Raw genomic sequence first — 15,016 nt, 5'->3', positions numbered from 1 at the left:
CAATTATTGATTTTCTGGGTTCATGAATCGGTCCATAAATTCACTGAGCCGCAAAAGGCCATAGCAGCCTGACGCGCAGCTTTCTTCATCGTAACGGTCGACGCTGTCAGGCTCGGCTCCGGGCGTATGGATTACAAACGGCACAGGCTCTGCCATGTGAATGCGTTTTTCGACGGGCGTCGCATGGTCCGGGAGCAAGGCTATGCAGACCTGCTCATTCCATGATGCAAGTCCCTGCATGATCGGGCCGACAACCCGGCTGTCAAGATATTCTATAGCTTTCACTTTAAGATCCACATCGCCGTCATGGCCTGCTTCATCGGTTGCTTCGAGGTGAAGAAACACAAAATCATCGCTGCGCAGGGCCTCAAGGGCAGCTGCGGTCTTCCCTTCATAATTGGTGTCGGCAAGGCCTGTGGCTCCCTCGACCACTATGCTCCTGAGTCCGGCATAATGCCCGATGCCACGGATGAGGTCGACCGCCGTGATGACAGCTCCTGTCCGGATCTGAGGATACATCTGCTGAAGAGTCAGCATATTCGGCCTGTAGCCCGGACTCCAGGGCCATATGGAATTGGCTTCCAGACGGCCCTGCTCGCGGTGGCGCTGATTGAGCGGATGGTCTGCAAGAAGTTCCTGCGACCGCAGTATCAGATCGTTGAGAAGAGCGGCAGTCTCCTCAGCGGTCATGCGGCTGTTCTCAACATTGGTTTCACCGCTTTCTGCCACCGGACTGACCAGCAGTTCGCGCCACTGTTCTCCCGGATGATCATGCGGAGGCGCACATTCGATATTCTTGTTGCCACCTTTTATAATAAGGAGATGACGATACTGTATGCCGGGGATAAACTTCACCCGCTCACTGCCGAGATGCCGGTCAAGATAGCATATGAGTTCCGCGCCCTCTTCGGTGGTCAGATGTCCGCCATGATGAGCGCAGATTTCTCCGCCCCGGCCGAGACTGACGATATTGCACCGCATAGCCATGTCACCGGGTTCCATTTCATAGCCTATGCTCGCGGCTTCGAGAGGCCCGCGCCCTTCATAGACTTCATTAAGATCGTAGCCGAGGATGGCGGTGTTCGCCACTTCGCTGCCTGGAGCAAAGCCGTCAGGAATGGTCACAAGCCGTCCACAACGGCCTTCATGGGCCAGACGGTCAAGATTGGGAGTCGAAGCCTGTTGGAGAGGTGTTTTTCCACCAAACCGGGCGATGGGATGGTCTGACATCCCGTCACCGAGTATGATAAGATGCTTCATAGGGAGAGGATGAGAAATCAGTTGTTGGCGGTTGACATTATGTTGGCAAACACGCCTGCCGCTGTCACCTCGGCTCCGGCTCCGTAACCCTGGATGAGCATCGGATATTCATGATAGCGCTCGGTGGTGAGCAGAACTATATTGTTGGAACCTTCAAGACCGTAGAACGGATGTCTGCTGTCAACGGCTTGCAGGCCTACGCTCATCTCTCCGTTTTCCATCTTCGCCACAAACCTCCAGCGCTTGCCTTCAGCCGCGAGCACCTGACGGCGCGCCTCGAAATCGGCATCAAGCTCAGGCAGTTTCTTCCAGAAGTCTTCAAGCGATCCAATGAACATCTCGTCAGGCACAAAAAGGTGCTTTTCCACTTCGTCCTGCTCAGCCTTGTAGCCGGCTTCACGGGTAAGGATCACCAGCTTGCGCACCACGTCCTGACCGCTGAGATCTATACGCGGATCAGGCTCGCTGTAGCCGAGTTCTTTGGCCAGACGCACTGTTTCGGAGAAAGAAACCTTATCTGAAATGGCATTGAAGATAAAGTTGAGTGTTCCGCTCAGCACTGCCTCGATTTTCAGAATGCGGTCGCCTGACGAAACGAGGTCGTTGATGGTACCGATAATAGGCAAACCCGCTCCAACGTTCGTTTCGAAAAGATATTTCACACCGCGCTGAAGAGCTGTGGATTTCAGCCTGCGGTAAGTCTCATAACTGCTCGATGCCGCAACCTTGTTGGCCGCGACAACCGAGATGTTGTTGTCAAGGAATGTCTGATAAAGTTCGGCCACCTCCTTGCTTGCGGTGCAGTCTACGAAGACGCTGTTGAAGATATTCATACCCACAACTCCGTCGCGCAGACGTTCGGACGAACTTTCGGGACTTGCGTCAAGCTGTTCTCTATAGGTTGCCAGATCAATGCCTGCGCGGCTGAACACAGCCTTATGACTTGAGGCGATTCCGACCACATTGAGTTTCAGACGGTGGGTCTGCATAAGTTTTTCCTGCTGGCTGCGGATCTGCTCTATCAGCATACCGCCTACAGTGCCGACACCGCATATAAAGAGGTTGAGTTCCTTGTATTCACTCAGGAAGAATGAGTCATGAATCACGTTGAGCGACTTGCGCAGATAGTCTCCATGAACCACAAACGAGATGTTTGTCTCGCTGGCGCCCTGTGCGCAGGCAATTACGCTGATGCCGCTGCGACCCAGAGTGCCGAACAGCTTGCCGGCTATACCTGGAGTATGCTTCATGTTCTCACCCACAATCGCCACTGTAGCCAGACCGCTTTCAACGTGCATAGGGAACATGGCCCCCTCTTCGATCTCCTTGGCAAACTCATTATCAAGAACCTCTACGGCGGCAGCGGCATCCTCGTCACGCACACCGATCGAAGTCGAGTTTTCAGATGAAGCCTGGCTGACCATGAAGACTGAGATGCCATTGTCGGCCAGAGCTGTGAAGATGCGGCGGTTCACACCGATCACACCGACCATCGACAGACCTGTCACGGTTATGAGCGAGGTGCCGCTGATGCTTGATATACCCTTGATCGGCTTGCGGTCATCCTCTATCTCATTGCGGATAACGGTGCCCGGAAGCAGCGGATTGAACGTGTTCTTTACATAGATGGGAATATTGTTGACACAAACCGGATATATGGTAGGCGGATAGATCACCTTCGCGCCGAAGTTGCAAAGTTCCATAGCCTCGACATAGCTGAGCGCGTTGATTGTGTAGGCCGTCGGAATGACACGCGGGTCTGCGGTCATGAATCCGTCAACGTCGGTCCATATCTCAAGAGCTTCCGCACCAAGCGCCGCCGCTATGATCGAAGCCGTGTAATCACTGCCGCCTCGACCGAGATTTGTCACTTCGCCTGAATCGCGATCCGAACTGATGAAACCCGGCACTATGTGTATTTTCCCGCAAAGCGTTTTCGGTCCGAATTCCTCAACCACAAGTCTGCGTGTCAGCTCACTGTCAAGCAGCGAACGGCCATGCTTGCGCTCTGTCTTTATAAAAGTCCGTGAATCGTGCAGCTCTGCGTCTGTGATCAGGCGTGCCACAATACGGCTGCTCAGCCGCTCGCCATAGCTGACTATGGTAGCCTGAGTCTTGGGGCTGAGATCACGGATGAGATACACCCCATGATATATCGATGAAAGCTCTGCAAGCAACGCATCTGTTTCCAGAAGAAGATCCTCCCGTCCGTCTGTTATCACATCATTGATCATGTCATGATGACGGCGGACTATGGCCTGAAACATATCCTTATAGGCCTCATTGCCTTCTGACGCTGTTCTTGCCGTCTTGATGAGAAGATCTGTGACACCTCCAAGGGCGCTCACTACTACAACAACCGGGAAATCCTGACTTTCAACAATATTCTTCAGATTAAGAATACTGTTCGCGGAACCTACGGATGTCCCGCCGAATTTTAATACTTTCATTATAATAATGTGTGGTTGAATGGTTTCCGCCGGTGACCACATCCAGACAAACGGATCGTCAGCCATCGGCTTTGCTCAAAATTAGGATTAGTTTTTATTCAAATGACAAAGATAATCAAATTTCCAATTCTCCACCACAGTTTTGCAATAAAATAAAATAGATCGTATCGATTTGTTTCACGATTTGTTTCGCTGCGGGCTTTTCGGCATTTTTTCGTACCTTTGCAGTCAAAAGCATTTGATATATGGCTGAAAATTCCCTTTTGACCCGGCTGGACGGCATCGAGGCCCGCTTCGAGGAAGTGGGAACTCTGATCACAGACCCCGCTGTGATCCAGGACATGAAACGCTATGTCCGCCTGACCAAAGAGTATAAGGATCTTGAAAAACTCACGGCTGTGACACGCCGTTACCGCGCGCTTTTAGGCAACATCGACGAAGCCCGCGAGGTGCTTGCGTCTGAAAATGACCCTGAGCTCCGCGACATGGCCAAAGAGGAGCTTGACGAAGCCACCGAGGCCATACCGGCCATTGAGGAAGAAATAAAACTGCTGCTGATTCCGGCCGATCCGGAGGACGGCAAGAATGCCATTCTCGAAATCCGCGGCGGCACCGGAGGCGACGAAGCCGCCATCTTTGCCGGTGATCTTTACAAGATGTATGTCAAATACTGCGAGTCAAAAGGCTGGAATGTGGCTGTCACCAGTTTCAGCGAAGGGGCTGCCGGAGGATTCAAGGAGATTGTGGTTGCAGTCACAGGCGACAACGTTTACGGCACACTGAAATACGAGAGCGGTGTGCACCGTGTGCAGCGAGTTCCGGCAACCGAGACCCAGGGACGTGTCCACACATCGGCCGCCACTGTAGCTGTGCTACCCGAAGCAGAGGCCTTCGATGTGGAAATCAACGAGGGCGAGATCAAATGGGACACCTTCCGTTCGGGCGGAGCAGGCGGACAGAACGTCAACAAGGTCGAATCAGGTGTGCGCCTGCGCTACATGTGGCGCAACCCAAATACCGGCGAGAGCGAAGAGATTCTGATCGAATGTACCGAAACCCGCGACCAGCCCAAGAACAAGGAGCGCGCACTCAGCCGCCTGCGCACATTCATCTACGACAAAGAGCACCAGAAATACATTGACGACATAGCCTCACGGCGCAAAACCCTCGTCTCGACCGGCGACCGATCGGCCAAAATCCGCACCTACAACTACCCGCAGGGACGCATCACCGACCACCGTATCAACTACACCATCTATAACCTGCAGGCTTTCATGGACGGGGAGATCCAGGATGTGATCGACCAGCTGACCATAGCCGAAAACGCCGAAAAACTCAAGGCTGCCGAACTCTAACCGCAAACAAAACAAGCTATCAAAAATATGAACAGACAGCAAATCATCGAACAAATCCGCAAGAAGGGCACCTTTCTCTGCGTTGGACTCGACACTGACATCAAGAAAATCCCGGAGCATCTTCTGACGGAGGAAGACCCGATGTTCGCCTTCAACAAGGCCATTATTGACGCTACCGCCCCCTACTGCGTAGCCTACAAGCCCAATACCGCTTTCTATGAAAGCCGTGGCACAGAAGGCTGGCAGACCCTGGAACGCACCGTCAACTACCTGCGCACCAATTATCCGGACCACTTCATCATCGCCGACGCCAAGCGCGGTGACATCGGCAACACCTCCTCGCTCTATGCCCGCGCATTTTTCGAGAACATGGGTGTAGATGCCATCACGGTGGCTCCCTACATGGGATTTGACAGCGTGAAGCCATTCATGGACTACGAAGGCAAGTGGGTGATCCTCCTTGCCCTGACCTCCAACCCCGGCAGCCGCGACTTCCAGTTCCTGACCGACATGACAGGCACACGCCTCTTCGAACACGTTCTGGAGACCGCCCAGAAATGGGGTACCACTGAGAATCTCATGTTCGTGGTCGGTGCAACTCAGGGCGCAATGTTTGCCGAAGTGCGCCGTGTAGCACCCCAGAGCTTCCTGCTCGTTCCCGGCGTAGGCGCCCAGGGCGGCAGCCTTGAAGAAGTGGCAAAATGGGGCATGACACCCGAATGCGGACTGCTCGTCAACTCTTCGCGCGGCATCATCTATGCCTCTTCAGGCACAGATTTCGCTGATGCCGCCGCCGCCGAAGCCCGCAAGCTCCGCGACCACATGACAATCCTGCTCTCGACCTACGGAGTAATCTGATCCGGGCCGAAAACAGGCAGCTTATTGCATATAAAGGGAATTTTTCGTAATTTTGTAAGTTACGAAAAATTCCCTTTATCATGGATTTCCAGCTTACATCACAATATCAGCCCACGGGCGACCAGCCGCAAGCAATCGAACAGCTCGTGGCAGGCATCAGGGCGGGTGAGAAAGCCCAGACGCTTCTCGGTGTCACAGGCTCAGGCAAAACATTCACGATGGCCAACGTCATCGAGCAGGTTGGAAAGCCGACCCTCATCCTCAGCCACAACAAGACTCTCGCCGCACAGCTTTACAGCGAGTTCAAAGGATTCTTCCCGAACAACTCGGTGCAGTATTTTGTCTCCTACTACGATTACTATCAGCCGGAGGCCTATATACCCACTGTCGACAAATACATAGAAAAAGATCTCATGATCAACGACGAGATCGAAAAACTGCGACTGTCGACCGTCTCGGCACTCCTGTCAGGGCGCAAGGACGTGGTTGTGGTCTCTTCAGTGTCATGCCTCTACGGCATGGGCAACCCCGAAGACTTCGACAGCAATGTGGTGACTGTGAAAGTCGGACAGAAAATCACACGCAACAAATTCCTGCGGTCGCTCGTCAATTCGCTCTACTCGCGCAACGAGCTGGAACTGTCGCGTGGCACATTCCGTGTCAAAGGCGACACCGTTGACATTCGGCTCGCTTATGAAGAAATTATTGTGCGCGTCACCTTCTGGGGCGATGAGATCGAGTCGATCAAGACCCTCCACCCGTCTGACAATGTCTCGCTCGGCACTCACGACATATTCCAGATCTACCCCGCCAATCTCTTTGTCACATCGCCCGAACGCATGGGCTCGGCAATAGGTCAGATCGAACTTGACCTCGGCGAGCAATACAACTACTTCATGCGCGAGGCCAAGGAACTTGAAGCCAAACGTCTGATGGAACGTGTCACCTACGACGTCGAGATGCTGCGCGAAGTGGGCCACTGTTCAGGAATCGAAAACTACAGCCGCTACTTCGACGGCCGTCAGCCGGGCATGCGTCCCTTCTGTCTCCTCGACTATTTCCCCCAGGACTTTCTGACCATCATTGACGAGAGCCACGTCACTCTGCCGCAATGCCGCGCCATGTATGGCGGCGACCTCTCGCGCAAGATGAATCTTGTGGAATATGGCTTCCGTCTGCCTGCGGCGCTTGACAACCGTCCGCTGAAATTCGAGGAATTCGAACGCCTGACTCCTCAGGTGCTCTACGTCAGCGCAACGCCGGCCGACTATGAGCTGGAGAAATGCGAAGGCGTGGTAGTGGAACAGATCATCCGCCCCACCGGTCTGCTCGACCCCGTGATAGAAGTGCGCCCGTCACTCAACCAGATCGACGACCTTCTCCATGAGATAAATCTGCGCATCGAGCGTGACGAACGCGTGTTGGTCACCACCCTGACCAAGCGCATGGCCGAGGAGCTGAACGACTATCTGACAAAGATCCGCATAAAGACAGCCTACATCCACAGCGATGTCGACACCCTTGACCGCATCAGGATTCTCGACGGGCTGCGGGCCGGCGAATTCGATGTGCTTGTCGGCGTGAACCTCCTCCGCGAAGGCCTCGACCTGCCGGAAGTATCGCTTGTGGCCATACTCGATGCCGACAAGGAAGGCTTCCTGCGCAGCCACAGATCTCTGACGCAGACTGTCGGACGTGCGGCCCGAAACCTCAACGGCACTGTCATAATGTATGCCGACAAGATTACCGACTCCATGCAGCAGACCATCGACGAGACGTCGCGCCGCCGCGCAATGCAGCTTGCCTACAATGAAGAGCACGGCATAACCCCGCAGGCCATCATCAAAGCCCGCAACTCGATCATCGGCCTTGAAGCCGATGCCGACGAAACAGCTGACAGCAGCCGCGGCAAGCAGCCGTCACGCCGGGAAAGCACATCAAAGACCGGACGGGCAAAATCCATACCCTATGCCGAGGAATACAGCACAAAGGTCAATCTCGCTGCCGATCCGGTAATCCCCTACCTCAACGCCGATGCGCTGCAGAAGCTCATCACCACCAAGCGTCTCGAAATGGTCGAGGCTGCCAGACGCATGGACTTCATCGATGCCGCCCGCCTGCGCGACGAGGTCCTCGCTATGGAGGAGCGCCTTGCAAAAATGTCAGCTGAACCGTAGAAGGAAGAATCAAAATGAACGAACAGAAAAAAAACATAAAAACCGCAGCTGCTTCACAGCAGCGAATGATATATCCCTCCGCCGACCGCTATCTGCCCACCTCGGTCAAGGAAATGAAGGCTCTCGGCTGGGACCACGTCGATGTGGTCATCTTCTCAGGCGATGCCTACGTAGACCACCCTTCTTTCGGGGCCGCAGTCATAGGGCGCACGCTCCAGGCCGCCGGCTACAATGTGGCGCTTGTCCCCCAGCCCAACTGGCAGGACGATCTGCGCGATTTCCGTAAATTCGGCGCTCCGCGTCTATTCTTCGGTGTATCGGCCGGAGCAATGGATTCGATGGTCAACCACTACACCGCCGCCCGCCGCAGACGCAGCGACGACGCATATACTCCCGGCGGACGCCACGGTGCCCGCCCCGACTATCCGACCATAGTCTACTCGGCAATCCTCCGCGACCTCTTCCCCGACACCCCCATAATAGCCGGAGGCATCGAGGCGTCGATGCGCCGGCTTTCACACTATGACTACTGGGAAGACCGCCTGCGCCCGTCGCTGCTCGCCGACTGCAAGGCCGATCTCATAAACTATGGCATGGGCGAAAAGTCAGTCATAGAGATAGCCCGCCGTCTGGAAGCCGGAGAGAGCGTGGACTCGCTCCGCGATCTGCCGCAGACAGTGGTCCGCATCCCCGATGCCGATTTCCGGGCAGGCGATGATGACATAATACTCCACTCCTTTGCCGACTGCCTGCGCGACAAGCGCCTGCAGGCCGAAAACTTCCGCCACATCGAGCAGCAGAGCAATTCGATGAACGGACGTGTGCTCTGGCAGCGCCACGACGGCGGCTTCTGGGTGAAAGTCAACCCGATGTATCCGCCAATGACCACCGGAGAGATCGACGCATCGTTTGATCTCCCCTACACCCGCCTGCCCCACCCGCGCTACAAGGACAAGCGCATTCCGGCCTATGAGATGATACGCCATTCGGTCAACATCCACCGCGGATGTTTCGGCGGATGTTCGTTCTGCACCATCTCAGCCCATCAGGGCAAGTTCATAGCCTCACGAAGCAAGGAGTCTGTGCTCCGCGAAGCCCGCGAAGTCACCCGTATGCCCGACTTCAAAGGCTATCTGAGCGACATCGGCGGTCCGAGCGCCAACATGTATGGCCTCGGTGGCAAAGACAAAAGCATCTGCGCCAAGTGTCTGAAGCCCTCGTGTCTGCACCCCAAAGTCTGCCCGAACCTCAACACCGACCACGGGCCGCTGCTCGACCTCTACCATGCCATAGACAGCTTGCCGGGCATAAAGAAATCATTCATCGGCAGCGGCGTGCGCTATGATCTTTCCATGCACCACACTGGCGACCGCCGCATAGACGAGACAAACCGCACATATAATGAAGAGCTGATCACCCGCCACGTCTCCGGACGTCTGAAAGTGGCGCCGGAACACACCTCCGACACTGTGCTCAACCTTATGCGCAAGCCCTCTTTCCAGCTCTATCATGAATTCAGCCGCTTCTTTGACCGCGTAAACTCGCGCCACGGGCTCCGACAGCAGCTGATCCCCTACTTCATATCCTCCCATCCCGGATGCCGCGAAGTCGACATGGCCGAGCTTGCCGCCGAGACCAAAGAACTCAATCTGCATCTCGAACAGATTCAGGACTTCACCCCTACCCCGATGACCCTCTCGACCGAGATCTACTATACCGGCTATCATCCTTACACAGGCGAAAGAGTATTCACAGCCGTCAGCCCTGAGCAAAAGCAGGCACAGCGAAAATATTTCTTCTGGTATGACCGCGCCTACCGGCCAGACCTCATCCGCTCTCTTCAGCGCCTGCGGCGTCCCGATCTGCTCCAGCGCCTATTCCCTCGCCAGGCCACCTATCCCTATCAGAAATCAAAAAGAAATTAGGCCCGACCGACTGCTTTTTCCTTCCCGATTCCGGGGCGAAAAAAGCCCTTTCGGAGAGGTGAAGAAAATCGCGTCGACAAAACGCAGACTAACGCACTGATTTTCAACACCCGACAAAACAGGCTGAAGAATATTCAGACCCCCTCGAAATTTGCATAAACCACAATTCGTGTCGTATCTTTGCATTGTCGGGATCGAGGCTGCAGACCGAATTCCGCCACATGTCTAACCTCTCCAAAAACATTATCACATGAAAGCGACACTCACCCACCTCATCCTCTCCCTGCTGCTCTCGGCGGGAATGGCATCCTGCACACAATCGGAAGAAAACGATCAGGCCAACGAAATCCGGGAATCAATCGAAGCGAACGACAGAGCGCGCATAGCCGATGAATTTGAAAGAAACTGGGAAAAACGCCGCGCTCAAATTGCAGAAATCAACCAAAAGAGGCTTCACGAATTAGCATCAACCCCCGAAGGCCGTGCACAAATGAAAGAAAGAATGCTCATTTTAAAACATTGCTATGTTGAAAACGAACATCTTATCCTAAAATTAAGCAAAGCAGAGGCCCTGCATCTCGGCATCTCGGCAGAATGCTACGATAGGACATTAGACTCCTTTCAGCAGACCAATAATCACACTGACAGCATTATAGCATTAAGAACTGAATCATCCATTTATAGAATCAATCATAGTCTAATGGAAGAAGCATTTGAAAGTGCACGCAACGGGACACATGAATATTACAAATATCTGAATAAAAATCATTCCGAACGTCCCGATGCACCTGCTCTCAGAGATCGTAAATAGACTAAATAAACTCCATTTGGCACACATATCAATTTGCATTTCCCATATTTATGTTGCTATTCCATAAACTACTGAGTCTATTAACAATGGTCATCCTTGTCGGATGTTCTCATAGGCTTGGTGGTGAAAAGCAGGAACTTATAGAGTCTGCCGACTCGCTCTATCGGGCAGGGGAATACAGCGCGGCGGTCACGCCTGCGATGCAGCTTCTGGAACTTGCCCGCGAAGATGGAGACCACTATCTTTGCGGGCAGGCCGAAGACCTGCTTGCCGACATAATAGCCGCGACTTACGGCGGACATGAAGTGGTGGAGCATCGGCTCAACGCAGCAGACCACTATCTACAGGCCGACAGCGTCAGGGCACACCGCTATGCCCTGTTGGATGTGGCAATAGCCCACGCCAACAACGACAGCCTGCGCCTCGGAATGTTTCTGCTGGACAGCATCCGGTCAATAGCCGGCAGCGATTCGGCTCTGACAGCCAACTGCCTGCGGGCATCAATGCGCATCACTGCAAGGCTCGACGGTCTCCGGGAATTCGACAGCCGCAAACTGAAACAATACCGCCGTTTCTTCACTCCGACAGCTGCAGACTATGCCTATCTCGCCATCAGCAAAAGCACTATGAAAGCCAAGGCCGAACGCTATCGCCACGCCATGCCCGAAATAGCCGCCGAGATCGAGACAGAGCCGGCAGACTACGGCCTCTATCTCGACAGTGCTCGCGCGATAGCGAGAACCGAATCGGAATACAAGCTGATCGACTGGGCCACAGCCGAATGTTACAGAAATGCCGGAGAGCCGGAACTTTGGAAAAGCTACACCGACAGCCTTTGCGAACAACGGCTCTATGGCCGACAGCCCACAGCGTCCGAGACCGTTGTAGGTGCCCAACGCGATTTCCAGTCAGACCGCGCCACCGAACAACACTCGCGGGCTTCAAGCCTGCGGACAATACTCATCTGTGTCACACTGCTGTTTATCGTCATTGTGGCCGCGGGCTATGCTTACTACCGCCTGCGCATGAAAGTGAAAAATGCCGAAATCGAAGCGCATATGGAATCGCTCGCCAATCTGAGCAACGAGATAGCACGCGGACATGCATCGTCATCCGTCCTTACCACGCGCATAGAAAACCTCTTCCGTGAGCGCTGGCAGACCATCAATTTCCTCTGCAACGAATTTTTCGAAAAAGGCGATTCGGAAAAGACCCGCGCCTTCATCATAAAGGAGGTCGAAAAAGAGATAGAACGGCTTAAAACGCCCCTCAAGCTACGTCAGATCGAGGCCTCGGTCGACGAGTGTATGGACTCCATAGCCAGCCGCCTGCGCAGTCAATGCGCCACCCTGCTCAAAGAAGATGACATCCGGTTCATAGTCCTGATCTATGCGGGCTTCTCTCCGCGAGCGGTGTGCATGTTCACTGGAATAAAGCTGAAATCGTTTTACACCAAACGGACACGACTGATAACACGAATCAGCTCATCAGAGGCAATTATAGACCGCGATGAATTCCTGCAAAAGCTCAATGCCACGTCATAAATATTCAATCAAATTCTCATACTCAACATCTTAAACCTCACGTCTTTCCATCAACAGCGACTGAACACACACATCCGAAGACTCACACTCCGGACAAAACGGAAGAGCCACGCAACTGACACCGCCCATAAAAGACGATGACAGCAGCGTGGCCCTTTCATTTTTAGAGGTCGTTAAAAACCTTTTAATGATATCCGGCTCAGATCTTGCCGACGAGATCAATGCCGGGCTTGAGGGTCTGCTGACCCGGACGCCAGCGGGCAGGACAGACCTGATCGCCATGTTCGGCCACAAACTGCGCAGCTTCGAGCTTGCGTAGAAGTTCCTCGGCATTACGTCCTATGCCGTTGTCCTGGATCTCCGCAATCTTGATCTTACCTTCGGGATTGATCACGAATGTGCCTCGGTAGGCCATGAAATCGGCAGGATTCATCACGCCGAAATACTCGCTGAGCACTCCGGTCTTGTCGGAAAGCATCGGGAACTTGACCTTCTTGATCGAATCGCTTGAATCATGCCAGGCCTTATGAGTAAACTTACTGTCGGTACTGACACTGTAGACTTCGGCACCGAGTTCCTTGAATTTATCGTAGGACTCAGCCATGTCGACAAGTTCGGTAGGACACACAAATGTAAAATCGGCCGGATAGAAGAACAGAATGGCCCATTTGCCCTTCAGATCCTCTGATGTTATGGTTTTGAAATCGCCGTTGACAAATGCATCGACTGAAAATTCGGGTATTTGCTGATTGATGATTGTCTGCATAGTTTTTTAGTAGATATATTCGGTTTGTTTTAGAGTAGATTCAAGTCTGGCGGTGACTTCATGGAATCGGCAATACAAGCCTCCTAAAGACACCTATCTTATAACGCCACGGCAGGCCGAATGTTCACCGGCATTCAATAACCACGTCTGTTTCAGACTAAAAAAATCATAAATTCCACGATTAATCCAAGAATATCTATTGCGGAATTCACATTTTTATGTTAATTTTGACGCAAAATGTTAATTGACTTTTGTCTTATTTGAAAATTTTTACAACAATTATACATTACGGTTGTTAACATTGTAAGCGTATCCACTAAAACCGAGGTGACCGTCAAGGCCCACCTTAATATAATAGAGAGTACCAAGGAATGAAAAAATCGACTATATGGTTTCTGACCATCATAATGGCGCTGACCTTCATCGGGCTGCTTTATGTACAGATCATGTACATGAACAACATGAAGAAAATGCGTGACGACCAGTTTGCCGAGGGGGTCAAGCGCTCTCTCTATGCCGTCAGCACCCGCCTCGAACAAGACGAGACCAAACATTTCCTTGAAGAAGACCTCGCCACGATGGAGACGCAGTTCTATCCACGCACCAATGCTGACGGATCGGTGGGCATCAACTACAACTTCACCACACCCGAAGGCATCAACTATGATCTCACCCTCAAAGGAAACATAGACCAGCGCAACACCACCGCCTCTATGCGCGAGATAATGCGCGGAAAATATCTCTATCAGAAAGGACTGCTTGACGAGGTGATATTCAACATCATCACCCGGTCGAGCAACCGCCCTATCAGCGAGCGCGCCGACTCGGCGGATGTCAGATCATATCTTAGATCCGAACTTGACAACAACGGACTGACATTGCCGTTTGAATTCGCCGTGGTCAACCGCGTCGGCGGAATCGTCTACCGTTCGGCCAACTACCATCCGACACCGGGTGACGAGAACTCGATGTTCATTCAGACCCTCTTCCCCAACGATCCGAAAAACAAAATGTATTACCTCAAAGTCTATTTCCCGACCAAGAGCGACTACATCTTCGGGTCGATCCGCTTCATGATCCCATCGTTCATCTTCACATTCATTCTGCTTGTCACCTTCCTCTGCACAATCATCCTTGCATTCCGCCAGAAGAAACTGACAGAAATGAAAAACGACTTCATCAACAACATGACCCACGAGTTCAAGACTCCGATCTCGACCATCTCACTCGCCGCACAGATGCTCAACGACGGAGCCGTGCTGAAATCGCCGGCCATGCTCAGCCATATCTCCACCGTGATCAACGACGAGACCAAGCGCCTGAGGTTCCAGGTAGAGAAAGTGTTGCAGATGTCGATGTTCGAGCGCCAGAAAGCCACCCTGCGCCTTCAGAACGTCGATGCCAACGTGCTTATAGCCAACATCACGAGCACTTTCAAACTCAAGGTCGAGAAATACGGCGGCAAGATCGAAGCCGTGCTCGATGCCGAAGAGTCGACCGTCAATGTCGATGAAATGCACTTCACAAACGTGATTTTCAACCTTCTCGACAATGCCGTCAAATATCGCCGCGAGGAAGAACCGCTGCGACTCACCGTCAGCACCCGCAATGTAAGCCAGCATGGCGACGAGCGCATAGCAGTCACCATCCGCGACAACGGCATAGGCATGAAACGCGAAGACCTCAAAAAGATCTTCGAGAAATTTTATCGCGTCTCCACCGGCAACCGCCACGACGTCAAAGGCTTCGGCCTCGGCCTCGCCTATGTCAAGAAGATGGTCGGCGAGCTCGGCGGCGAAATCAGCGTGGAGAGCGAACTCAATGTAGGAACAAAATTTACAATAACATTACCAATAACTAAAAATTAAAG

10 protein-coding genes are annotated in these 15,016 nt (G+C 53.1%); 7 read left to right on the top strand and 3 right to left on the bottom strand.

The features are described 5' to 3' along the window. Positions 1-3: 3 nt before the first annotated feature. Both FDZ78_RS10145 and thrA read right to left on the bottom strand, forming a co-directional pair. Positions 4-1,260 (bottom strand): cofactor-independent phosphoglycerate mutase, encoded by a 1,257-nt coding sequence (locus FDZ78_RS10145; protein ID WP_124075977.1) that lies wholly within the window; start codon positions 1,258-1,260, stop codon positions 4-6. Between the two features lie 17 nt (positions 1,261-1,277). Next, on the bottom strand, positions 1,278-3,710 hold the full coding sequence (gene thrA / locus FDZ78_RS10140) for a bifunctional aspartate kinase/homoserine dehydrogenase I (protein ID WP_124075978.1): 2,433 nt from the start codon (positions 3,708-3,710) through the stop codon (positions 1,278-1,280). A gap of 245 nt (positions 3,711-3,955) precedes the next feature. Here thrA and prfA point away from each other — a divergent pair, with 245 nt between their 5' ends. The 6 genes from prfA (at position 3,956) to FDZ78_RS10110 (ending at position 12,380) form a co-directional block, all read left to right on the top strand. Beyond that, on the top strand, positions 3,956-5,065 hold the full coding sequence (gene prfA, locus FDZ78_RS10135) for a peptide chain release factor 1 (protein WP_124075979.1): 1,110 nt from the start codon (positions 3,956-3,958) through the stop codon (positions 5,063-5,065). 27 nt (positions 5,066-5,092) lie between these two features. After that, on the top strand, positions 5,093-5,923 hold the full coding sequence (pyrF, locus tag FDZ78_RS10130) for an orotidine-5'-phosphate decarboxylase (RefSeq protein WP_124075980.1): 831 nt from the start codon (positions 5,093-5,095) through the stop codon (positions 5,921-5,923). A gap of 80 nt (positions 5,924-6,003) precedes the next feature. After that, positions 6,004-8,100, top strand: coding sequence for an excinuclease ABC subunit UvrB (gene uvrB / locus FDZ78_RS10125; protein WP_124075981.1), 2,097 nt, complete (start codon positions 6,004-6,006; stop codon positions 8,098-8,100). Between the two features lie 14 nt (positions 8,101-8,114). After that, positions 8,115-10,025, top strand: a complete 1,911-nt coding sequence (locus FDZ78_RS10120) for a YgiQ family radical SAM protein (protein ID WP_369809736.1) — start codon at positions 8,115-8,117, stop codon at positions 10,023-10,025. 250 nt (positions 10,026-10,275) lie between these two features. Continuing rightward, positions 10,276-10,836, top strand: a complete 561-nt coding sequence (locus FDZ78_RS10115; protein ID WP_107033009.1) for a hypothetical protein — start codon at positions 10,276-10,278, stop codon at positions 10,834-10,836. Between the two features lie 86 nt (positions 10,837-10,922). Continuing rightward, on the top strand, positions 10,923-12,380 hold the full coding sequence (locus FDZ78_RS10110) for a hypothetical protein (protein WP_124075983.1): 1,458 nt from the start codon (positions 10,923-10,925) through the stop codon (positions 12,378-12,380). 199 nt (positions 12,381-12,579) lie between these two features. Here the strand turns inward: FDZ78_RS10110 and ahpC are convergent, their stop codons facing one another. After that, positions 12,580-13,146: an alkyl hydroperoxide reductase subunit C gene (ahpC, locus tag FDZ78_RS10105; protein WP_107033007.1), complete on the bottom strand. Its 567-nt coding sequence runs from the start codon at positions 13,144-13,146 to the stop codon at positions 12,580-12,582. A gap of 371 nt (positions 13,147-13,517) precedes the next feature. Here ahpC and FDZ78_RS10100 point away from each other — a divergent pair, with 371 nt between their 5' ends. Continuing rightward, entirely contained in the window at positions 13,518-15,014 is a 1,497-nt protein-coding gene (locus FDZ78_RS10100) for a sensor histidine kinase KdpD (RefSeq protein WP_107033006.1), read from the top strand. The last annotated feature ends 2 nt before the right edge of the window (positions 15,015-15,016 follow it).

The organism is Duncaniella sp. B8, assembly GCF_005304985.1.
In the GTDB taxonomy this organism is placed as follows: domain Bacteria; phylum Bacteroidota; class Bacteroidia; order Bacteroidales; family Muribaculaceae; genus Duncaniella; species Duncaniella muris.
Note: the sequence above shows the minus strand (reverse complement) of the source record. Positions and strands in the feature narration are given on the sequence as shown.